This is a genomic window from Photobacterium andalusiense (assembly GCF_900185625.1).
In the GTDB taxonomy this organism is placed as follows: Bacteria; Pseudomonadota; Gammaproteobacteria; order Enterobacterales; family Vibrionaceae; genus Photobacterium; species Photobacterium aquimaris.
The window spans coordinates 542281-566764 of record NZ_FYAJ01000002.1 but is presented as its reverse complement, the minus strand read 5'-3'; the positions used below and the strand labels follow the sequence as shown (position 1 = coordinate 566764).

Sequence of the window (24484 nt, the reverse complement as noted above, 5' to 3'; positions counted from 1 at the left end):
AATATTGCTTATCCATATGAATTATCGGTAATATCAATAGGATAATAGTCCTATTGATATTATGTTGCCACTATAACTTATCCCTATAGTTTTAACGCTGAATGATGGTAATAATCGGCTCTTCTGTAATTTTACATTACATAAAAAATCTTATTATCTTCATTATTTTATTTAAGTTGCCTAAAGAATATAAAATGAAAGTATTACTCAGTTGGCTTGGTCGAACCGATTTAGATCAAATGAAGCTTGATAAACCAGCTTCCATTGCAACCCTCGCTCTTAGAGGGCCGATGCTTGATAGCATCGTTATTCTTGCGAGTACATGGGATGACGAATGGTTCGACTATAAGGACTGGTTAAAAAGAAAGTTAGCATGCGCTGGGCGTTCTAAAACATCAGTAGAGATAAAACGAGTCAGATTAACTTCACCCATTGATTATTTATCAATAACGAAGGTCATGCAAAAGCAATTGAGTGGCGCTTCCTCAGATGCGACTCAGGTGTATATCAATCTGACATCGGGTACGCCAGCCATGACTGTTGTATCAGTACTGCTTGGCAAGGGTAATGCTAAATGTCAGTTCGTACAAACATCGCCACAAGGGGAAATCAATAATGTCGACATCCCGGTAGATTTTGCCTCTGAGTATGCTAAATCTTCATCTACTGCAATTTCACAACTGGTATCCAAACACCCCAAAAATGAGGGTGCTTTTAGCTCAATAACCGCCAAATCAGCCGTAATGCAGGAAACCGTCAAAAAAGCGCAACGTTTAGCATACTCAGATCTACCAGCATTATTATTAGGTGAAAGCGGAACGGGTAAAGAGGTACTTGCAAAGTCAATTCATCAAGCCAGCCTCCGACAGCAAAAGCCATTTAAAGCCGTCAACTGTGGTGCGTTACCTGAAAACCTCGTCGATTCAATTTTATTTGGTCACAGAAAGGGAGCCTTCACGGGGGCTGTGCGTGATCATGAAGGACTGTTTGAGCAAGCGAACGGCGGCACACTGTTTTTAGATGAAGTCGGTGAGCTTCCTTTAGTGGTGCAAGTCAAACTATTACGAGCGTTACAACAACAAGAGATCACGCGTGTGGGTGATACCGCCACCCGTACCGTAGATGTCCGGATAATCGCAGCGACGCATCGTGATTTATTTCGAATGGTGTCTGATGAAACGTTTCGTGAAGATTTATTTTATCGCCTCGCTGTTGGCGTTATCACATTACCGCCATTAAGGCAGCGGCCTGAAGATATTCCCGACATCATTACCACGTTCATGGCAGACATCAATCAACAGATGGAAACACACCCGCTGTTTGAAAGTAAAAATATTTCCGATGCTGCAATAAACTTTACAATTTCACACTGTTGGCCGGGTAATATTCGTGAGCTTTGGAATACTTTGAATCGTGCTACGTTGTGGTCTGAAAATAAAGTGTTAAGCCGTACAGATATTGAAGCAGCAACTTTAAGTTTAGGTAATATACCGTCAGTTGAAGATAAGTTCCGTATTCCAGGGGATTTGCAGCAATATATTGATAATATTAAAAAAGATGCGATTATCTCAGCCATGGATTTTGCTTGTGGGAACAAATCTAAGGCTGCTAAATCATTAGGTTTAAAAAATCATCAAACATTGAATAATTGGCTCAAAACGTACGATTTAGATGCTTGATGAAACAAAGAAAAGCGAATGGCATAAACGTTGCGATAGGCATAGGTATCAAAGGAGAGCAACTAAGGTGAAAACGTCCATGAATTTCGAACATTTACGTAATCAGTGGCCAGAGTTGGCAGAGCTTGGCGCATTTGCTGAAACCTATGCCGTGAGTGATCCGCAAAGTGCACTGGTTAAACTGCGCTGCTACGTCGAAAAAATTGTAGGCTACTTGTACCGCGAGCTTCACCTTCCTGTTGCACCTAACGCATCTATGCACGATAAGTTGGTGAGTGGTTCATTCACATCTATCGTTGATAAAACCATTGTTGATAAGTTTCACGCTGTTCGTCGAGGTGGAAACAAAGCGGCGCATGAAGGCGAAGTTAGCCAACACGATGCCATTTGGTTGCTAAAAGAATCTTATTTCATTGGCTGCTGGTTATTTATGGCATATGGCGAGGGTAAACTAGAAGATTGCCCATCGTTTACCACACCTGAAAATAGCCAAAGAGAAGATGAATCCAAAGGCGAATTTAAGCGCAAGAATAAGCAATTACAACAAAAGCTTAAACAGCATGATGAGATCTTAAAACAGGCATTGAAAGAGCTGGAAGAAACTAAGCTTGCTCAATTACAGGCTCAGAAAGAAGCGGCGCAGCTTAAAGCACAAGTGGATCAAGCCAAAGCGGATAAACTTCGTAGCAATACGCTAGCAATGAAGAGCAGCTTTGATTTTAATGAAGAAGAGACCCGCAAGCGAATCATTGATGCAGACCTGCGTAGCTGTGGCTGGGATGTTGCACTTGATGAAGAGAATACAGAGCAAGTATCCAAAGAATTTGAGGTTGATGGGCAGCCAACGCAAACAGGCATTGGTTATTGTGACTACGTGCTCTGGGACGACAATGGTAAACCGTTAGCGGTTATTGAAGCGAAGCGTACACGGAAAGATGCCAAAGCAGGGCGCGAGCAAGCAAAATTGTATGCCGATGCGCTAGGAAAACGTTACAGCCAACGCCCTGTGATTTTCTACACCAATGGGTATGAAATTTATATTTGGGATGATGCTCAAGGCTATGCACCACGCGCTATTTTCGGTTACTACGCCAAAGACAGCCTTCAATACCTGATCCAACAACGTACTCTTAAACAAGATCTTAATACCACGCCTATCGACACCAAGGTTGCAGGGCGTATGTATCAAATGGAAAGCATCAGTCGTGTCTGTGAACGCTTTTCAGACAAACACCGCAAAGCGTTAGTGGTACAAGCAACAGGTACAGGTAAAACCCGTGTATCTATTGCATTAGCAAAACGTCTACTTGATGCGGGATGGGCGAAGCGTATTCTGTTTTTATGTGACCGAAAAGAGTTACGTAAACAGGCAGGTCATGCGTTTAATGAACACACCAAAGAGCCACTTTTCATCAAAGGGAAAAGTAAAAAAGATGCGGCTTCCAATGCACGTATCGTAATCGCAACGTACCCGGGCATGATCCAAAACTACGAAGAATTCGATGTTGGTCACTTTGATCTGATCATAGCCGATGAATCTCATCGTTCTATCTACAACAAATATGGCGAGCTATTTAAATACTTTGATGCACTACAGGTGGGGCTAACAGCAACGCCAGTTGAAATGATCTCACGCTCTACTAGCCAATTGTTTGGCTGTGACTACAAACTGCCCACAGCAAACTACCCGTTAGAGCAAGCGATCGAAGAGAAGAACCTTGTCCCGTTTAAAGTAGTCACTCATACCACGCAATTTTTACGTGAAGGGATCAAAGCAAGCGAACTGACTGATGAGCAAATTGCAGAGTTAGAAGATCAGGGCATTGATCCTAATACCTTGGATTTCGATTCCAAGCAAATCGATAAAGCGATATTCAATAAAGACACCAACCGAGCCATCATTCGTAACTTAATGGAAAAAGGCTTAAAAGATAAAGATAACCAACTACCGGGTAAATCGATTATCTTTGCCCGCAGTATTGCCCACGCGGAGTTATTGGCTGAACTTTTCAGTGAAATGTACCCAGATTTGGGCGGTAATTTCTGCCGCGTTATCCACTCTAAATACGAACGGGCTGAAGAGTTAATCGACAACTTCAAAAGCGCAGAAGGGAACGACGATGACATTACCATCGCGGTATCGGTCGATATGCTAGATACCGGTATTGATGTCCCTGAATGTGTCAACTTGGTGTTTGCGAAACCGATTAAATCGAAAGTGAAATTTTGGCAAATGGTGGGTCGTGGTACTCGCTTGTGTGCAAATCTCTACGGTCCTGGTTTAGATAAAAAGCACTTCTTAATTTTTGACCATTGGGACAACTTTGAATACTTCAAAATGAACCCAGAAGAAGATGAAGGTTCACATAGCAAATCTCTGCCGCAAAAAGTGTTTGAAGCCAAACTCAACTTGGCTGTTGAAGCACTAAAGAAAGCAGAAATGGAGATTTTTGCTGATGCTGTTCACCAGATCAAAGCGGATATCGATTCGCTTAATGATAAAACCATTGCTGTGCGTGAAAAGTGGAAGTTGAAAGCCCAATTGAGCGAAGAAAAACGCTTAATGCAAATGGCGCCAGATACCAAAACGTTGTTGTTTGATGAAATGGCGCCATTGATGCAATGGAAGAAAACCACAGGCGAAAGCGAAGCCCTTCGTTTAGATCTGCAATTTCTTCAACTGCAACTGACGAAATTACAACAGCCAAGCAAGGTTGATATTGAAGCGCAACCTATTTTAGATAAGGTGACTAGCTTGTCTATGCACCTAAATGAAGTGCGAAGCAAAGCAACCACAATCAAACAGATACAACAACAGAACTACTTAAGTGATGCCGATTACTTTGCTGTTGAGGCATGTCGCCATAACTTGCGTAGTGTGATTCACTTACGTGATAAAGGGATTGCACCAGCATCAACCCAAATCCCCGTAATTGATGTGCGTGAAGATGAAAGCCTTTATCAAACTGAAGAGATCAAAACAGACATCATCACGGTTGATTATGAAATCTACCGCCAAGAGGTAGAAAAGACCTTAACGCCACTGTTTGACACTAATGACGTTTTACAAAAAATTCGTAGTGGTCAAGCCGTAACAGAAACCGACTTAGCGACATTAAGCGCCTTGGTTCTGACGCAAAACCCTAATGTTGACTTGCTCACACTGAAAGAGTTCTTCCCAGAATCAACCGCAGGGCTGGATCAAATTCTGCGTACTATTGTCGGTATGGATGCGCAACAAATAGAAAATGAGTTCACTGTTTTCGTGCAAAAAGTACATACACACTTAAATGCAAGGCAGCAACGATTTATTGGGATGCTTAAAAATCACCTTTGTCGCTATGGCAGTGTTGATATCGAGCAGCTATACGACGCTCCGTTTAACCAAATTGATGATGCTGGATTAGATGGGGTATTTCCAAACCCAGCACAAGCAAATGTAGTAGAACAATTTGTGCGTCGCTTCAGTGTTCATTTGGGGAATAAACAATCAAGTGTAGAGAAAGCAGTCAATTAAGACTTTGGCATACCGACTTAGCTAAGTACACTATCATTCATTAGTGTTGTTGCCTTTATTGGAACGTTAAGGCATTAAATGCTCAAGCAGTTTTTAGCGACAATAAATAAGGTGTTGGCAACATATTTGCACGACCAACGCAATAATTAAAGAGAATAAAAATGATCACATCAGGCGCATTGAAAAGCCAAATTGACAAGTTATGGGAAGAGTTTTGGACTGGTGGTATTACCAACCCATTAACTGTTGTTGAGCAAATTACTTATTTACTGTACGCCCGAATGTTAGACATGAATGAGCGTAACGATGAAAAACGCAACGTTCGTACTGGTAAACCATTTAATCGTCGTTTCCCTGACGATAAACAGCATATTCGTTGGGAAAACTTCCGCCATCTTGGTGCAGAAAAGTTATATCCATTAGTGAAAGATGAGCTCTTTCCGTATTTTAAAGAACTCACGTTTGATGACTCGCTGTTTGCAGACTTCATGAAAGATGCCCAACTGATGATCCAAAAACAATCACTATTGGTGAAAGCAGTGGAGTTAGTCAGTGAACTGCCTTTAGAAAATAAAGACGTAAAAGGCGATTTATACGAATACTTACTGTCTAAACTGACTACCGCTGGCATTAACGGTCAGTTCCGTACACCGCGTCATATTATTCGCGCCATGATTGAAATGCTCGATGTAGAAGAAACCCATCGAGTGTGTGACCCAGCGTGTGGTACGGGTGGTTTCTTGTCTTCGACCTATGAATATCTGCTAGAAAAGTATTCATCACCAGAAGGCATAGAGAAAGAGCAAGCATTTGATACTGAGGGTAAGCCTGTACTCGATGTGTACGGTAACCCAGTGTTTAATTACCTCTATGCAGGTGATTTGTTAGAAAAACGCACGCATATTGATTATGACATGTTCCATGGTTTCGATTTTGATTCAACCATGCTGCGTGTTGCAGCAATGAATCTAGTCATGCACGGCATTAAACAACCTGATATTCAGTATCAAGATACACTAAGTCAAAGCTTTATTGAGCGCTTTCCTGATGAAGCGAAAAACGGTTTTGATATCATTCTAGCAAACCCACCGTTTAAAGGCAGCTTAGATGAAGAAGACGTCGATCCTGCGATTCTGAAAGTGGTCAAAACCAAAAAGACCGAACTGCTGTTTGTCGCATTGATCCAGCGAATGCTGAAAGTTGGCGGTCGTTCCGCCACCATCGTGCCTGATGGTGTGTTATTTGGTAGCTCTAAAGCGCACCAAACCCTACGTAAACACTTAATAGAAGACAACCAGTTGGAAGCGGTGATTTCATTACCAAGCGGCGTCTTTAAGCCATACGCGGGTGTTTCTACCGCAATCCTGATTTTCACCAAAGGTGGTAGTACTAACAATGTGTGGTTCTACGATGTACAAGCTGATGGTAAATCGCTTGATGATAAGCGTACTCCAATAAAAGATAACGACTTGCCTGATCTGGTTAAGCAATACAAAGCCTACCAAGCAGCGGTAATGGCTGGCAAATCAACCGAGCAGTGGTCAGACAAAACGCAAAAAGCGTTCTTGGTAGCGAAAGACGACATCAAAGCCAACAAATACGACTTGTCGATTAACAAATATAAAGAAGTGGTGTACGAGCAAGAAAGCTACGAAGAACCTAAAGTGATCCTTGGTAAACTGAAAGCGTTAGAAAACGAGATTCTGGCTGATCTTAATGAGTTGGAGTTGATGCTATGAGCTTTGTAATGAGCCCATTAAAGGACTTGCTTTTGAACGTTGATAAATGGAATCCTGCCAAAGAGGCAGGAGATACTTTGATTAAATACATAGATCTTAGTTCTGTTGATAAAGACTCAAAACGAATAATTGATGACGAAGTTCAAGAGTTGTTTGGGAGTAAGGCGCCGAGCCGAGCACGACAACTAGTATCTGAGAAAGATATTCTAGTGGCTACTGTTCGCCCAAATTTGAATGGAGTGGCGAGTGTTCCTGGCGAATTTGAAGGGGCAACTGCCTCGACCGGATATTGTGTATTAAGAGTAAACGAGGAGCTTTTAGATTCAAAGTACCTCTTTTATTGGGTGCAAACAGAACTGTTTGTTAACAATATGATATCAAAGGCTAGCGGAGCTAATTACCCTGCTGTTTCAGATAAAATTATAAAAGATAGTAAAATCCCACTCCCACCACTAGAAGAACAAAAACGCATTGCTGCCATTTTGGATAAAGCCGATGCCATTCGCCAGAAACGTAAGCAAGCCATTGACCTTGCCGACGAGTTCTTACGCAGCGTGTTTTTGGATATGTTTGGTGATCCGGTGATGAATCCGAAGGGGTGGGAGGTTGAAAAGTTTGCAAATGTTGGGTCATTAGACCGTGGTAAATCAAAACATAGACCTCGAAATGACCCAAAACTATTAGGAGGGCTACACCCATTAGTTCAAACGGGTGATGTGGCAAATAGTAAAGGGTATCTGAGAAGCTATACTTCAACTTATTCTGACTTTGGATTAGCTCAAAGTAAAAAATGGCCTGCTGGTACTTTATGTATCACGATTGCAGCTAATATCGCCAAGACAGGCATTTTAACTTTTGATGCTTGCTTTCCTGACAGTGTAGTCGGATTTACTCCAAATTCGAAAACCACGACTGAATATGTTCAGGCGTGGATTTCCTTTTTGCAGAAAATTCTTGAAGCTAATGCACCAGAGTCAGCTCAGAAGAATATCAACTTGGCAATACTACGGGACTTAGATATGCCTGTTCCACCGATTTCTGAGCAGAAAAAGTTTACTATGATTGTAGAAAAAGTTAATTCGATATTAAATAGAACTAGAGTTAGTGAAGAGAGCAAAGAACAGTTGTTTAACTCTCTTTCCCAAAAAGTATTCTCAGGCCAGCTATAAATTTCAGAGGTATCTTCGGATGCCTCTTTTTTGATCAAAGGTTAGGTAAAAATGAAAATAACATCACTTACCATTGGTGGATTTAAAGGCATTAAGAACAAAGCCACGATTCCACTGGCACCCATTACGTTGTTCTTTGGCGCGAACAGTACTGGTAAAAGCACAGTGTTACATGCACTGCTGTATCTTTATGAAGTGGTCGCCAAACGTAATTTTGATGCGCAATACAGTTCAATCGCAGGGGAGTCACTCTACTTTGGCGGTTTTCAAAACTTGGTTCATGGAAAAGATCTAGATGGTGTTATTACTTTAGGGGCAACTCTTGATTTCAGGGATGGTGCTGCGGATATTTGGGATGATTATTTGTCTGATTCTGAGCGTTGGCTGCTTGAATTTCATTTAGGCTTTATACCAGACTCAGACGCTGACGTTGTATCCTTTGAGTTAGATATTAAATGGGACCATACCAAAAAACGTGCGTATATCAGCCGATATGAATGTAAAACCCAAGGCACTGAGTATTTCAAAATAACAGCTCAAGCCGGTCGACCAGATTGCCAAATTACTCACTATCAACCTCTACCACATTGGGAAGTAGATGAATCATTTAAAGTTGAGAATCTCTTTGATTCTGGTCAGTGGGAAGATGTCTCCATCAATAGCCAAGATGCGTTGCCTAACATCTACAAGAGGCTTGACCTATCTAATGCTCCTTTTGATTGGTCTGATGTTTTCGAAGACCACCCACTTGCTGCACAGTTGTTTGCCGAAGCTGCGCTATCGCAGGCTGCATTTGCACCACTAAAGCTATTAGTGAAAAAACTTGTAGACTTACTTCACATTGGCCCGCTACGCATTGTTCCAACGCGAGCAACCGTATTGAACAAAAGCACGAACACTCAGCGTTGGTATGACGGCACAGCTGGTTGGGAGACTTTCGCCTTTTCGAATGAAAGTGTTAAAGCTAAGACCAACGAGAAATTTACAAGTAGTGATTTCTTTGGCACTAACTACTGTGTTGAAGCTCCTTCCCACGGAGAAGCAAGCTTGATTGAGAGAACAGTCATCCTCAAGGATTCTCACAACGATATTCCTTTATTGCCTTCAAGCGTTGGTGTCGGGGTATCACAAGTGTTCCCATTCGTTGTTGCTACCTCACTTGAGCGAGAGCTTATCGTTTCTTGCGAACAGCCCGAACTGCATATTCACCCTAAATGGCAGTTAGCTTTGGGGGATATGATGATTGAAGCAGTTAAGAATAACCCAGCTAGAATGTTTCTCATCGAAACGCATAGTGAGCACTTGATGTTGCGTCTTCTCAGAAGAACGGTTGATGATGGGGTTCTTTCTATAACGCCTGATGAGATTAGTGTTATCAATGTGTTTAAGCATGACGATAATATCCATTATCAACGCCAGCGTATTACAGATAGTGGGGACTTTGAACTTGATTGGCCGGAAGGCTTTTTTGAAGAACGATATGGTGAGTCTTAAGTATGTTAAGAGAGTATATTGTTGACCCCAATTCATATTGTCGAAACATAGACTCGTTACAACGTTTTTTGAGCGATTTTGGGACAGAGAATGGCAGGGTTATTGTCTCTCTTTCAAATAGGTGGGAGCGAGAACAACAAGATGCAATTAAAGCATCGGGGATTCAGTTGACAACACTTGAAAGGCGTAAGTGTTTTGACAGACTTAAGTATTTGGCAAAAACCTCTGTTGTTTTTGCTGGGAGCATACCGAGTGAACTTACAGAATGGGTAGATAGAGCTAAGTTCGCACAAGAGCGACTAGGCATTGGTGCAATAATATCGAGTGCTGCTACATTAGGCGCTAATAATAAGTTTGACTATACGAATTTTTTACACTTTCAGCCGCCGAGTTGGCATTTGGAAAAAGATGCGACGTCACCTCGAAAAGCGGAAGATATGGCTAACACAATAAAAAATAGCCTACGCCTAGCTAGTGTAGGTCTATTCGTTGACCCATATTTTGATCCTGCAAAGATCGAGTATCGCAGGCCTTTAAATAGTTTCGTAACGAACATAGTTAGTGGAAGAGTTGCTTGTAAAAAAGTCTTTATTCATACAGTTGAAGATCGTGAGAAAGGTAGAAGTAAAAAAGAGTTAAGGCAATGGATGGAAGAACTTGTTCACCCCGAACTTCCTGCTGGATTCTGTATAGAGCTATGGATTTGGCCATCTCAATTAATACACGATAGATTTATACTGACTAAAAATGTGGGGTACCAATTTGGACACGGTTGGCAAGAGTCTGGTAATGAAATGCATGTAAATATAAGTAGACTGACAGAGCAAGCCCGTGACAGAGAGTTCAAAAAATTTTCTAATTCCGGACCACGTCAAGGAGACCCAATTGTCATCGTTGGCACGTAGGATATAAACACTAGAACCATAAAGACTAAACCGCCATCCACTGCATGGCGGTTTTTTATAGCTCCAATTCGAGGTAATAATATTTACTATTGGTAAATATTATTACAATATAAAACTGTGATGACTTGCAAAGATTCAATTAAATCATGATGTTAGCGTTTGGTATGCTTGTTGATTGCATTGTTGTATCAACATTTACGAATCGAGGTGCCATCGAATATGACAGACGCTAATCTTACTACTTTAACCATCCCATCATTTTCGTTTCCAGATATCCAAGTATCTGGAAATAGAGTCGAGAGATTCGGACGTCGCTCGTTTGAGCTCACTGCCTCAATAGCTGCTACAGATAACGCTGATATCGTTATCTGTAAGTCGCCAATTGGAGGAGACTTCGCTCAATTTTATGTCGTCAAAAGTAAGCGCGTTTGTGTTTCGCACCTTGAAGCTTACCCAGTTTTATACACACTAAAGCCTGCAAGTTTTAAGTCGCTAGCCGTTGAATCCGAACTTCGATGGTTAAACCATCCGTTGACGACATTAAACGATTTGAAACCCCTGCAAATTTCTCAATCCTGGCAGAACCAGTTTATGTTTAAAGCCGAGGACAAAGAGTCAAATACCTTAGGATTGCGTATGCCTCAAATTGGGGCTCTTCATGCAATCTCTGCTGAATTTTCAAGATCATCAAATATTGAGCCTAGTACAGTAGTCCTACCGACAGGAACAGGCAAAACAGAGACTATGTTGGCGACTACGATCTACCATCGCTGCGAAAAAGTTCTGGTGTTGGTTCCTTCAAATTCGTTACGAGATCAAGTTGGCGATAAATTTAAAACTCTTGGTTGCTTGGCTGAGCTTGGTGTTGTCCCTGAGGAAATTCTTCACCCTGCTGTAGTGAAGATCAAAAAGGGCATTAAGACTGTAGAAGAGGCGCAGAAGCTGCTCGACAGCGCGAATGTGCTAGTTGCAACGCCTCAAATATTGAAATCACGTTTTGCTAACTCAGGTGTACTTGAAACAATCTGCAATGCTTGTAGCCATCTGTTTGTTGACGAAGCTCATCATATTTCAGCGAGTACGTGGAATGAAATAAAAGAGCAATTTGTTGGAAAAAGAGTTATTCAGTTTACCGCTACGCCTTTCCGTAATGATACTCAGAGCTTGGGTGCAAAAATTATTTACAACTACACCATGGGAGAAGCTCAAAAAGCAGGCTATTTTACGAATGTACAGCTCGAACCCGTAGAGGAATATTTCCAAGACTCCATGGATCTCGCTATAGCAGATAAAGCGATTAAGTTGCTAAAGCATGATATGGATTTAGGGCTCGACCACTTAATGATGGCTAGAGTGAAAACTAAAGAGAGAGCGAAAGAAGTCTTTGCTCTATATCAGAAATTAGCACCAGAACTTAAACCTGTATTAGTTCATTCTGACCTTTCTAAAACGGTACAAAATCAGCGACTAGCCTATTTGCGTTCAAGAGAATCAAAAGTAGTAGTTTGCGTCGATATGTTAGGTGAAGGTTACGATTTACCTAACTTAAAAATTGCTGCTATTCATGACCATCATAAAAGTTTGGCGATAACGTTACAGTTTATTGGGCGATTTACCCGTGTTTCTCATAAAGAAACACTCGGTTCTGCAAGCGTTGTTGTGAATATAGCTGACCCTGGTGTTGAAGGTGCATTGCAGAAGTTGTATGCACTTGGTGCCGATTGGGATGAAGTATTAAGGCGTTTATCTGAGAATCAAATTGAACGAGAAGTGCGATTGCAACAGGTTGTTGACTCACTCAAAGGGCAGGGGGACTTGCACGAACAACTTTCGCTTTGGAACTTGCGACCATCTTGTTCTGCTATGTTATTCAAGACAGATTGTGAAAATTGGAATCCTGAGAATTTCATGGATATCAAATTCAGTCATGATGAAATGTGGCATTCAATTTCAACTGAGGAAAATATTTTGGTGTTGTTGGCTGTAGCCAGTACGTCTGTGAAATGGGGTCACTTTAAAGATGTTAAAGACATCAACTACAAAATACTGATAGCTCATTGGGATAATGAACGTAACGCTTTACTCATTTATTCAAATGATTATAAGGGTTTCAAAGTAGAAGTACTGGCTGAAACATTATGTGGTGAGTCGACTTATGTTATGTCGGGAAAACAGATTTTTAATGTTCTCAATAACATCGAATACCCATTGGTGAATAATCTTGGTTCTGCGCAAAACGGAGCGATTAGCTTTACGCAGTTCTTTGGACCAAATGTTACCGAGGGGCTAAGCGCAGTTGAAAAATCAGCGTCAACTCTCAGTAATATTGCAGCAATGGGGTATGAGGATGGTAATAAAGTATTGTGGGGCTGTTCTGAACGTAAAGGCAAAGTTTGGTCTCCAAAAGCAGGTTCAATCGCGGACTGGTTACTCTGGGCAAAAGCAGCGTGGGATAAAGTAGTTGAGGGTGGTAATGATGATACAAACATTACACGTGATTTCTTGAGACCTCAGAAAATAGACAATCCTCATCCTTATATGCCGATATCAATACAGTGGGGTGAGCAACTTCAAGCCCGTAATGAAGAAGGCGTCAAAATATACTTTGGTTCATCTTCATTCTACTTATACGAAGTCGACCTAAACGTGACATGGGATGCACAAACTAAAGAACCCATTCTAGTTTTTGAGTCTTTTCAAAACACATCAAAATACAAATTGCTGATCGATCGAGATCTATCCAAAGGTTATGACTATCAATTGTTAGAAGGTGAGCAGGTCTCAATTCAAGTAGGAAATTCTGAACCTAGAATGCTTATAGAAGAGATGTACCACGATCCAATATTCGTTTATTACGCTGATGGCTCATTTTCTTATAACTGTTACTGGGTAGAGGTGAAGGACAATATCGGTAGCTATTCTTCTGATGCTTTGAATCCCGTCGAATGGACTGTAGACATAACGAAAGAGTCAATGGGCGCGAACTTAAATACTGATACAGTACAGCACCAAACTTGGCAGCTTATCGACTCTGAGTACGACATTGTCATCAATGATGATGACCATGGAGAAGCTGCTGATTTAGTGGCGATTAAATCTCTACCTGACAAGATAATTCTAAGCCTATACCACTGCAAATACTCTCATGGTAGTGAACCAGGAAGACGACTGAGTGATCTTTATGAAGTCTGCGGGCAAGCTCAACGTTCTGTGCGTTGGAAGCATGTTGGTCTTCCTTATTTATACAAACATATTCAAAAGCGTGAGGGAGCTTGGAAAAGGCGAGGTCAAAGCCGTTTTCTGAAAGGCAATATGACTCAGTTGGAGAGCATAAAGAATCGCTCGCGTACCACTCCTATCGAGTTTCAGGTCGCAGTGGTGCAACCGGGTGTGAGCAAACAGCAAATTACAGAAGAAATGCTCAAATTACTTGGAACAACAGAACTTTTCATAAAGAAAACAACATTGGCTGAACTGCGAGTGTGGTGTTCAAAATAAAGTAATACAAAAATTGAATATTAAGTTTTTTATATAGAAATTATTTTTTATTCACAGGGAAGCGGCTTTGTGCGGCTTCTCTGATGTATTTAGCGCTAGCTCTTCACTAATGATATACACTGCTTTAGTTAGTAGTAATTCAATGATAAATCTAATTTGAAAATAAGTTATCATTTGGTCATTAAATTTACATGCTGAAGTGTGACCAAAACCTCTCTATTCCTTATTAAATCAAGTTGTTAGCTGGTTTTATGTTTGTTGTAATGTATTGGATTATATAAAAAGTAATCTAATACGAACCATTTCATAAATTTTAAACTTAAGGCTAGATAATAAGGTTAGGTTATCGATGGATACTACGCTCAGAGGCAAGTTCAAACCTACAGATATAATCCCCACAGTTATCTCCGCTCATGATTGTTTACGTACGATATTTATACAACGTGAACTATCCCATCCAACGGGTCAACCTCTATTTACATATCAACTATCAGAATCAGAATATAAACATTTGCGAACTAGTTTAAAAACGAAATTTTTACCGAAAAGATTGTATGAAGACCGTCACTGGTGTGCAGCTTTCTGTTTATTCAGTGCTGAGTGGTATCGCCGAGAATATCAAGGTGGTTGGAGTTGGAGCGGTATATCAAGAAGTTTAGAGTTTGAATTAGATGCAAATCAACGCAGTAAAGTCATAAAAACTGGCTTTAACTATTGGTTACGTACTGTTAGCCAATACAATGACGAACGACATAGCTTTCTTGGTTCCGTGTTTCGAGAGGGGGGCTTACCGTATGGATTGCTCGCGAGTGAAGGCGGTCGATTTCAGATTATATTTAAACGAATTCTGAGGGCTTTTGATGATGCACAGGCATTTGGTCAATCGCCATTTCAATTAGTATCAGAAGGTCTTGAACATTTACCTGAGGCATTTAGGCAAGAGACAACAGTTGATCTTATTACTAATATGGCAGAGCTATTACTACGATTAACTGACGAATACAATCTCCAGCAACAAGAACAACCAGCTAATCACTTAGATAACCAATTACCCAATTGGAGAGATTTATTTCCAATTCCGCTTGATGCTGATACTGGAAGTGAATTTCTTACAGGCTTGCTTAAATCTGCTTCCGTGCAGCGAAGAGACAAGTTACAACAAACAAAACGCGTTGTTTGTAGGCAGAGGCTTGTTTTAAATGATGATTTAGGTTTTGTTACTCAAGTTAAATTGATAAAGGCGATATCAATGCCTTTTCAACGCCAAGCATTGATTAACAGTCGAGTTGAATTATTTATACAAGAAGGCAATCGTGTAATTGCAGAGTTAGGCACAGGGCATACAACTTTTGAAGATGAAAAAACTAAGATTATTTTGAGAACTCCTGCTTGTGAGTTTCGTCGACAAGCTATAGAGCAAGAGCTGTATTTGGTGGTATTACAAGCGGGTGTAGAACTTCATCGAGAAGTTATCCCTAATTCTGATTTAGCTATTAATGAAATGCCTATTGTAGTTAAGTCCGATGGTGAGTATGACTGGGTTGTAGGTCAAGGAAGTATTAGTGTTAAAGCAGATCAACTCAAAGCTATTTTGCGAAAAGATGCAGCCTACACTGCTGAATTACCAGAGTTGTGCACGTTAGTAACTGCAGATGATTATCAGTTTGTCGAGTTTAGTGGAGAAATTAAGGTTGATTATGGTATTGAAGATGATGAGCATGATACGTATGTAATATCAACGCGTCAGTCGGCAGTATTAGCTGATCAAGTGAGTGTTAGAGGCACAAAATTACAGTATTACTCAGATACAGGACAGCCAATCTATTTAGGCTTACCAACGATCACTAGTCAAGAAGCAAAAACTGAATTGTGGATAGCTAATAAACCACTGAGCGAAGCTCATCAAGCGGGAGTGTTTGGTATTCAATCTGTGCGTTTAAAGGCTAGTGGAAATCGTACAATACTTCGTAAACGACTTGCTATTCTTCCGCAGTCATTCCGTCTTGATCTAAGACCATCTAAACAAGCGAATAGTGGTTACTTTGATCTTTATTGTGAACGAAATTTTTTTGTATCGATAGAAGGGAAGCAGGTAGTTTATAAACAAACAAATATAGCTGGTGGAAAAAGAATTACAGTGACAGCAGAAGGCTCACCACCAGCAGATGTGATTCTTTCCATTAGCGCTAACTTGATGGCTGATCCAATTAAAGTTAGAGTTCCTTTTCCTGCTTCAGGAGCGTTAATCTTTGATAAACATGGTATCAGCTTAGCCAATAGAATCACTATCGATGACCTATTAGGTGCACGTATTCAGTTTTTCCCTCGTATAGATGTAGCGGCAAATTATCATATTGAGTTAAAAGGGCCTATGAGGTCTCGTGATGCATCTTATTATTGGGAGTACAAGGTTACAGATAAAGTCCTAGAGGTCAGTTTATATGAGTTTCGCCATAGAATTCGAGAACTACTAGCAGCATCTGGTGAGTTGGATGATGAAATTCGAATGGTTATCGGGGGCTCGGGGTGTAGAGAGCAACAAACGATTATTGGACGATATGCAATAGAAACTCAACAGTTCAATGAGACTGTGAGTTTTAATATAAAACTGGAAAAAGATCTCGTTATTAAGCCAGAATTAATTAATTTGGCTGATCCTGCAGAAAAACCACATCCACTAGTGGAAAGGTGCTCTAATGGTGTAGTCACTGGTGTATTTGAATTCAATACAAAATTATCTCAGCCAGCGTTAATCGTTCCTTCAAACAATAGTCAATTAGCCTTTCGCGCGAGATTTATTCCTGGCAATGTGTCACTTAAGTCTGTTAGTGAGATTAAAACTCTAAACAAAGCCGTTACTGTTTTTCATCCTGTAACTAATCCTAACGCAATTGCCGATGTGCTCCCAATACTAGTGAATGATTTTAATCATAGCAGTTGGCGATTTGTTAATGATTTGTTTAATAATTATTCGCATCTACCAATGGCTACTTTTGAAGTATGGAAAGCAATAGTAAAACATACTGCTTGTTTATCTGCATTAGCGTTTAAAGCAGATAACCCTGTTCAATTAATGGAGCGTTTGAAAGTTGAATTCAATGTTATTTGGGAGCTTATACCGCTGAGTATTTGGCAGTCGCATATTACTAAGTTCCGTCAGATGTTATTAAGTATAGGGTTACCTGACAATGTAGTGGATAACAAAGTAAAGAGTAAATTAAAAATGCTTTCTGAATTTACTCCACTGTTTGATAAACAATGCCGAGCGTTAGTCACTGAACAATTTACTCGGCATGAAACGCAATTATCAGCTGTATTTCAATTCTGTCTTCCTGCTTGGAGTCAAGATTTAATACGTCTTCATTTATCTGACCGCGAATGGCCAATAGCATTTAGTGTTGAATTAGAAACATGGTGCAAAAAACACTGTAGTGAGCTTATTCATTTTGAAATCATTCGTGGATTCCATAAGAGTGTTCTTTATTTTCCTATTTTTTCAGCTGCAGTAGCGTGTGGGAAAGCTCAATTAGAAGAACTGTCATCAACGCTTTATCCCATAGATTATTTCCATTTGCGACAAATTGTTGAGTTTGACCGTCATTGGTTTAATCCAGTATTTCAAAGTGCATTATGCGTATTTGCTCAAGAGGATGTTTGAATGAAGCAATATTTTTCCACTCTAAAACAACAAGCTAATAGTCGTGCAAAAGAATCAACTTTAAGTGTTTTGGGGATCAGTAATCCAGCTCTTAGAAATCATTTAAGTGAGCAGATGGAAACGGATGAAAAGTTTGTTCATGGCCCTGTCTTTGAGCAAATGTTCTCTTGGGAAATAGATGAAGTGACGATAGAAGATCTTTCTACTCCTGAACATAATAATTTACTTAGCCCGGTATTACTCGATGCGTTAGATGTTACACCGCATAAAGATGGTTGTAAAAAAGACAGTAGCTGTAAGTGTAAGTATGTGTTGAGTCGAGAGATAAAACCATATAAACATCAATTAGAAGCATGGAGAGGCTTACTTGATCCCTGTCCTCAATCTCAAATTATCACCAGTGGTACTGGTTCGGGTAAAACTGAATGTTTTATGGTACCAGTACTTGAAGATTTGTATCGTGAAACACAACGGACAAACAGTTCTCTAACGGGAGTAAGAGCGTTATTTTTATATCCTTTGAATGCCTTAATAAACTCGCAGAAAGAACGACTAAATGCTTGGACGCGGCACTTTAATCGTGATATTCGTTTTTGTTTGTATAACGGAAATACCCCTAATGAGCTTAAAGCCCAAGATAGACAAAGACAAAAAAAACAACCTCAGGAAGTTCTTTCAAGAAAGTTAATGCGAGAAAATCCAGCTCCTATTTTGGTGACCAATGGAACCATGCTGGAGTATATGTTAGTAAGGCAAGCTGATGCACCTATTATCCAAAAATCACAAGGTAAGCTGCGGTGGATCGTACTTGATGAAGCACATACATATATTGGTTCACAAGCAGCTGAACTTGCACTGCAGCTAAGAAGAGTTATGCAGGCTTTTGATGTTAAGCCTGAGAATATTCGTTTTGTTGCTACTTCTGCAACTATCGCGGGGGCTAAGGCTGAAACTCAACTCAAAAAATATCTTGCGAAGTTAGCGAATGTTGACGTAGAGCAGGTAGCCGTCATTGGGGGAAGGCGAGTTGTTCCTAATTTGCCTAAAGTAAAGCTAGAAAATTTAACTATTACAGAAATAGAAGCAATAGAACCTGAAGGCGAACAACCGATAAATCGTAAACAACAGCAAGATCCTGAAGTATCAGAATGTAGATATTCTGCCTTAGCGGGTTCTCCTTTAGCTGTAAAAATACGAGAGTTGTTAGCTGGCGACAATATAGGTCCGGTACATTATGCTGAATTACTTGATAAATTAAGTTGTTACGATTTGAGAGAAGATGAATTAAATCGATGGTTAGATATATGTACAGGGACAAAACGTACGTACAAAAGTGAGGCATTTTTAAAACTTAGAGCTCATTATTTCCAACGGACATTGCATGGTTTATGGTGCTGTATTGATCCCAATTGTTCAAATAAAAAACAATCTAAATTAAACGGTGCTTGGCCATTTGGATTTGTTTATAGCGAACATCGTCAAAAATGTCATTGCGGAGCAAAAGTATTTGAATTGGCATTTTGTAATGAATGTAATGAACCTCATTTACTGGCAGTTGACCAAAATGGTCAATTGCAACAATGGACTGGAAAAATAAATGATGAGTTTTCGTTGCTTGATGAAGAAGAAAAAGAAATAGACGATGTACGATCTACCCATAACTCTGAAAAAATAACAGTAAGTAATGCCCAAGTTGTTATAGGGGCAAAGCAAAGCGATGAGTATCTATTAACAGGTTTTGACATTATTGGCCAAGAGCAGTTTTTGGATAAAAGCTCAATTCAGTTGACGAAGTCGATATGTGAAAAACAGCAGTGCTGTGAATGCGGGTATTCAGGAAGAAGTCAGTACAGTAAAGCCTTAAGAAGAGGGTTGTTAGGTGCGCCATTTTATATAGCAAACGTGGTACCAACAGTACTGGAATATTGTCCTGATATAGATGTGGATAAAGAATCAAAAATAGGCCCTAATTCTGTACCTGGTCGAGGTCGACGGTTAATTACTTTTACCGATAGCCGACAAGGAACTGCAAAAATGTCAATTCGAATGCAGCAAGAAGCAGAAAGGTCGAGGTTAAGAGGGTTAGTATTTAAGGAACTTCGCAGACACGTCGAAAATAAAATTGCTATAGATGAAACTTTACTTGATCGTGTGAAAGACTACTTGAGTATGCCTATCGAAAAACTACAACTCATGTTGCCATCCATCGAACAATCTATGCCTGAAGATGCTAAGGCATTAAAAGAATATATTGATATTGCCAGTAACTCGGTTGCAGTACCTTTGCCTCAAACTATTTCGTGGTCTGAACTTACTGATGTTATTAAGCAAGATAATGATTTAAAAGAATCAATGTTAAAAGAAAATAAACGTTTATCACCAGAAATATTTGATAATTCGACAGGTCCGTTAAGACTAACGAAAATGCTGCTTACAAGGGAGTTTGCTAGACGTCCAAAAAATAGAAACAGTCTAGAGACTCAGGGATTGGTTAAAATTGTTTACCCAGCATTGGAAGAAATCGATGTTATACCAGAGCTTTGGGCAATCTACGGTTTAACGCTAAAGGATTGGCGCGATTACCTTAAAGTTTGTTTGGATTTTTTTGTACGTGAAAATTTTTATATAACAATTGATCGCGAATGGATTCGTTGGATCGGTATGCACTTTTCCCCAAAAACCTTATTAGGACCTGATGCGAGTGATGCTGATGAAAATAGAGCGAAAAGTTGGCCGATAGTACGCAAAGATAGTAAGCGTCAACAACGTATAATCACTCTGCTTACTGTTGCTACAGGAATAGATGTTACGAGTAAGTCAGGAGAAGATACTATTAATGGATGGTTGATTTCTGCTTGGAATGCACTAACACGCTCAAAAATATTGCAAGATTTAACAGCAGATAAACAATATAGCTTGAATTTGTCTAATGTTAGTTTTTCATTAATGAATTCGGCTTACATATGCCCGATTACAAATAAACTATTGGATACAACGTTTAAAGGGATCACTCCTTATATTCCGTTTAAAGGTCAATTAAATGACAATTTGTGTGAAAAAGTGAATCTTCCCGCAGTATGGTCTTTTGAAGGGAGTGATGATTTCTTACTCTCACTGATCTTAACGCGTAAAGATATTGCAAACTCATCAGAAGTTAAAGCACTCAGAGAACAGAATTTGTGGACAGATATTAATGACCGAACAGTAGAGGGGGGCTTTTACTATGCTTCAGCTGAGCATTCTGCACAACAATCAGCTGAGCGACTAAAAATCTATGAGGATGAGTTTAAAGCTGGTAGGAAAAACGTCCTTAATTGTTCAACAACAATGGAAATGGGGGTTGATATCGGCGGGATTACTGCAGTAGTGATGAATAATGTACCGCCACATCCAGCGAATTATCTTCAGAGAGCTGGTCGAGCTGGTCGTTCGAAAGAGTCTAGAGCGATAAGTTATACGCTATGTAAAAATAATCCTCATGATACGTTAGTTTTTAATAACCCAAAATGGCCATTTACTACAATTATTCCTGCTCCGCATGTTGAATTTTCTTCTGAGAAATTGGTGCAGCGACATGTGAATTCATATTTGATGGGCCGATTTTTAATTGAAGAAATTGGTTTGACAAGCAAAGAAAAATTTAACTTAGATCTTGAATGGTTTAATTCAAAGGTTAATGATGAAAAATCTATAGCAGAACGCTACATTAATTGGGCAAAAACGTGTGATAAGCAGTTGCAATCATCCTTAACTATTTTAGTTAAAGGTACAGCGTTGAGAAATTCTCCTTTGGCACTAATTTGTAAGCACTCAGCTCTAAAAATAGAGGAAATCACTAAGCAGTGGGTAAAAGAGTATCAATATATTGAAAATGAATTGATGGGGACTGATCCAGAAGGCCCTTATGCTTATAAGCTAAATAGTGATAAGTCCCGTTTATGTCGAGAATATTTACTTCGGGATTTAGCAACAAGAGCGTTCCTTCCTGGATATGGATTCCCTACTGATGTCGTCAGTTTAGATACTGATAATATCGTCGACTTTAGAAGGCAGTTTCAATTTAGGAAACTAAATAAACTTGATCGAGAAGATAATGTTTCTATCAATCGAGGTTTGCCAAGTCGTAATTTGGCTGTGGCAATTCGAGAGTACGCCCCCGGTTCAGAAATCGTACTTGATGGCAGAGTACATAAGTCAGCTGGAATTTCACTGAATTGGCAAAAAATTCACGTTGATGGCGCAAAGGATTCTCAGAAGTTTGATTTAGCTTGGCGTTGTCCTAATTGTGGTCAGACAGGATATGAAACAGATCTAGAAACACAATCCGATTCGAATAATTTGGTGTGTACAAATATTGCTTGTGGAAAAGTTATTCCAAAGAATTTTGATGATAAAGATTCAAATATAGATGATTGTCGAAAGAAAGTAATTCAACCCACTGGTTTTGTTACTGATTATTACCGAGAACCAACAAATAATATCTCCAATAATATTTATGTCCCCGTTCAACCTTCTTGGGTTATTGCCTCGGGTACACCAACACCACTACCGATACCAGCACTTGGTTATATGGTGGCAGATAGCGATGGTAAGGTCTTCCATCATAGTTCTGGTCTTGCAGGTAAAGGATATGCGTTATGTATGGCTTGTGGCCGTGCTGAGTCAATAACCGTGAAAGGTGAATTGCCAAAGGCGCTTAACTTGGAAAAAATGCATAAACCACCACGCCCAAGTAAATTTGATAAGGATGAAGTTGGTCGACATGCTGATTGTGATGGGGCTTCCAAGATAATGTACCCGATTCATTTGGGTATAAATTCTCGAACAGATGTCTTTGAATTAGTTATTAAGAATCCGAAAACAGGTGAATACATACCTGATAATGTTCAGGGGCGGAAAATAGCAACTACTTTGGCTGTAGTGTTACGAAAGTGCTTAGTCGAGCAACTTGGTGTATCTACAAACGAGGTTCAGTATAGTGTTAGGCCAACAATAATCGGCGATGGTCAACATGCATTAGCGCTGCAGTTATTTGATAGTGTTGGAGGGGGAGCTGGATTTGCAACCAAAGCGCCATATTTTATTTCTGAAATCCTGAACGGATTACTTGAAAAACTTAATTGTAGAAGACAGTGCGATGCTTTCTGCCCTGAATGTCTTTTAGAGTCAGATTCGAAACACGATACAGAAAAGCTCGATCGCATGTTAGCCATAGAATGGTTAGGAGAAGATTTTAAGCATTATGTATCGCTTGCGACTAAACACAAAAATCTTATTGAAGATGGCAAATACTGCCCGCAGACTATTGAAGCTCAATTGTTTGATTTACTTAATGAAAAGGTATCAGTATGTTTATTTATTCTTTCTTCTGAAATCGAAAATTGGGATACGTCTCTTGTCTTGATGAAATCTAAATTACATGAATTATTAGCGAAAAATATCACTGTTTCAATAGTCGTGCCTAAAGTTGAGTTTACTGAAGAAATTGTAACTTTCTTAAGGGAAATACAAAAAATAGGGGTTCAGCTGAGATATGGGAAAGAGTGTGGGGCGATTATTTTCCAAGGCTTAACAAGTAATGGTTGGTTAACGTTGGCCAACCTTGATATCAAAGCAACTATCCCAGGAGATCATTGGCTTACTGCAGATGACATCTCCATCATTTCTTATAGTGAACCAGAAATTGAGACAACGCCTTTTGAATTAGACTCTGTGGAGCCAATTCATCTATTAGGAGCTATGCATATTGATATAGCCACTGAATTAAATGGACGGTTATCAAATTTCGGGAGAAGTTTTGTAAATCTATTGGAAAGTAAAGATCAGCGATTAGCAAAGTTGCTTAAAGAAAGTACCTTGAAGAATATTTCGTATTCAGACCGATATCTTCAAAGCCCAGCTTCTTTATTATTACTGGCCGAGATACTCAAAGTTCTTCGAGGAACATCAGATTGCAATATAGAAGTCAGTACTTGTTTTGATGAGCAAAATAGGAATCATTTTGCAGTTAACCATGATTGGGATGATCGTTATGACTACGAAGAAATTTTTAGTGCTTGGTTGACTCATATGGTGGGAAAAAAAGTAGACGTCAATATAATTAATGACAAACGAGAAGTCCCGCACCGAAGAGCAATAAGATTGTATTTTTCTACTGGCGATGTCGTTGAGGTTACTTTAGATCAAGGTCTTGGATATTGGCGATTAGATCTTGAGAATGGAATGCATAGATTTGATTTTATGAGAGATACGTACGATCAGATAAAAAGGTTGATTGAGGTGTATAAGTTGGCGAATGTGTCTAATAGCGCTAATTGGTCAACTTGGGTTGCCGTTAATGCATTTTAAGTATGTCGACTGTTAATAAGATAAAAAATTTAAGAAGCGGCATAAATGAGGTATGTTATAGAAGTTAATTAATATTAGTTTATATATGCCAGAGTAACATTTAATATTTTAAGCGAGGCTAATTTAGCCTCGCTTTTCTATGAAACTATAGACTACATACAACTTTTGATCGTATTTATTAAAAGATAAGCGTTTGAGCTGTTATTTTTTAATGTAAATATATTTTAATTAATGCTAGTGGAAGTACGTAAATACCTGTGGAACAAAAAACAATTTAATTGTCGATTGGTCATTAGTCGGCGAGGAATTTATTCTTCAATCTAAATATGAAAACTATGTTTATATAGTATCTAATTAACACTTTAAGCTATTTAAAAAAGATTTATTTTTTAATTATATTAATTAAGTGGTGATATAATATTGCAATCTATAAATATGTTACTCTATTAAATATTATGAAGCTAAAATCGAGTTATC

The 24484-nt window shown here is 39.4% G+C and carries 9 protein-coding genes; all 9 read left to right on the top strand.

All coding sequences use genetic code 11. From position 1 onward, the window contains the following. Positions 1–194: 194 nt before the first annotated feature. The 9 genes from PAND9192_RS08040 (at position 195) to PAND9192_RS08000 (ending at position 24007) form a co-directional block, all read left to right on the top strand. Entirely contained in the window at positions 195–1679 is a 1485-nt protein-coding gene (locus tag PAND9192_RS08040) for a sigma-54 interaction domain-containing protein (RefSeq protein WP_087853327.1), read from the top strand. 79 nt (positions 1680–1758) lie between these two features. Then, positions 1759–5196, top strand: coding sequence for a DEAD/DEAH box helicase family protein (locus tag PAND9192_RS08035; RefSeq protein WP_087853326.1), 3438 nt, complete (start codon positions 1759–1761; stop codon positions 5194–5196). Positions 5197–5357: 161 nt separating this feature from the next. Beyond that, entirely contained in the window at positions 5358–6935 is a 1578-nt protein-coding gene (locus PAND9192_RS08030; RefSeq protein WP_087853325.1) for a type I restriction-modification system subunit M, read from the top strand. Next, positions 6932–8104 (top strand): restriction endonuclease subunit S, encoded by a 1173-nt coding sequence (locus tag PAND9192_RS08025; protein WP_087853324.1) that lies wholly within the window; start codon positions 6932–6934, stop codon positions 8102–8104. Before PAND9192_RS08030 ends, PAND9192_RS08025 begins: the two co-directional genes overlap by 4 nt. A 51-nt stretch (positions 8105–8155) precedes the next feature. Then, a complete protein-coding gene (locus PAND9192_RS08020; protein WP_087853323.1) occupies positions 8156–9598 on the top strand; it encodes an AAA family ATPase in 1443 nt (480 codons plus the stop codon). 2 nt (positions 9599–9600) lie between these two features. After that, positions 9601–10503, top strand: coding sequence for a hypothetical protein (locus PAND9192_RS08015; RefSeq protein WP_087853322.1), 903 nt, complete (start codon positions 9601–9603; stop codon positions 10501–10503). 219 nt (positions 10504–10722) lie between these two features. Next, entirely contained in the window at positions 10723–14001 is a 3279-nt protein-coding gene (locus PAND9192_RS08010; RefSeq protein WP_087853321.1) for a DEAD/DEAH box helicase, read from the top strand. Positions 14002–14350: 349 nt separating this feature from the next. Next, positions 14351–17659, top strand: coding sequence for an STY4851/ECs_5259 family protein (locus PAND9192_RS08005; protein ID WP_087853320.1), 3309 nt, complete (start codon positions 14351–14353; stop codon positions 17657–17659). After that, positions 17660–24007 carry a DEAD/DEAH box helicase gene (locus PAND9192_RS08000; RefSeq protein WP_087853319.1) on the top strand — a complete coding sequence of 2116 codons (6348 nt, stop codon included), beginning with the start codon at positions 17660–17662 and terminating at the stop codon, positions 24005–24007. The last annotated feature ends 477 nt before the right edge of the window (positions 24008–24484 follow it).

Coding starts and splice junctions, on each gene's coding strand:
- PAND9192_RS08040 (WP_087853327.1), top strand. CDS start 195: ATGAAAGTATTACTCAGTTGGCTTGGTCGAACCGATTTAGATCAAATG.
- PAND9192_RS08035 (WP_087853326.1), top strand. CDS start 1,759: ATGAATTTCGAACATTTACGTAATCAGTGGCCAGAGTTGGCAGAGCTT.
- PAND9192_RS08030 (WP_087853325.1), top strand. CDS start 5,358: ATGATCACATCAGGCGCATTGAAAAGCCAAATTGACAAGTTATGGGAA.
- PAND9192_RS08025 (WP_087853324.1), top strand. CDS start 6,932: ATGAGCTTTGTAATGAGCCCATTAAAGGACTTGCTTTTGAACGTTGAT.
- PAND9192_RS08020 (WP_087853323.1), top strand. CDS start 8,156: ATGAAAATAACATCACTTACCATTGGTGGATTTAAAGGCATTAAGAAC.
- PAND9192_RS08015 (WP_087853322.1), top strand. CDS start 9,601: ATGTTAAGAGAGTATATTGTTGACCCCAATTCATATTGTCGAAACATA.
- PAND9192_RS08010 (WP_087853321.1), top strand. CDS start 10,723: ATGACAGACGCTAATCTTACTACTTTAACCATCCCATCATTTTCGTTT.
- PAND9192_RS08005 (WP_087853320.1), top strand. CDS start 14,351: ATGGATACTACGCTCAGAGGCAAGTTCAAACCTACAGATATAATCCCC.
- PAND9192_RS08000 (WP_087853319.1), top strand. CDS start 17,660: ATGAAGCAATATTTTTCCACTCTAAAACAACAAGCTAATAGTCGTGCA.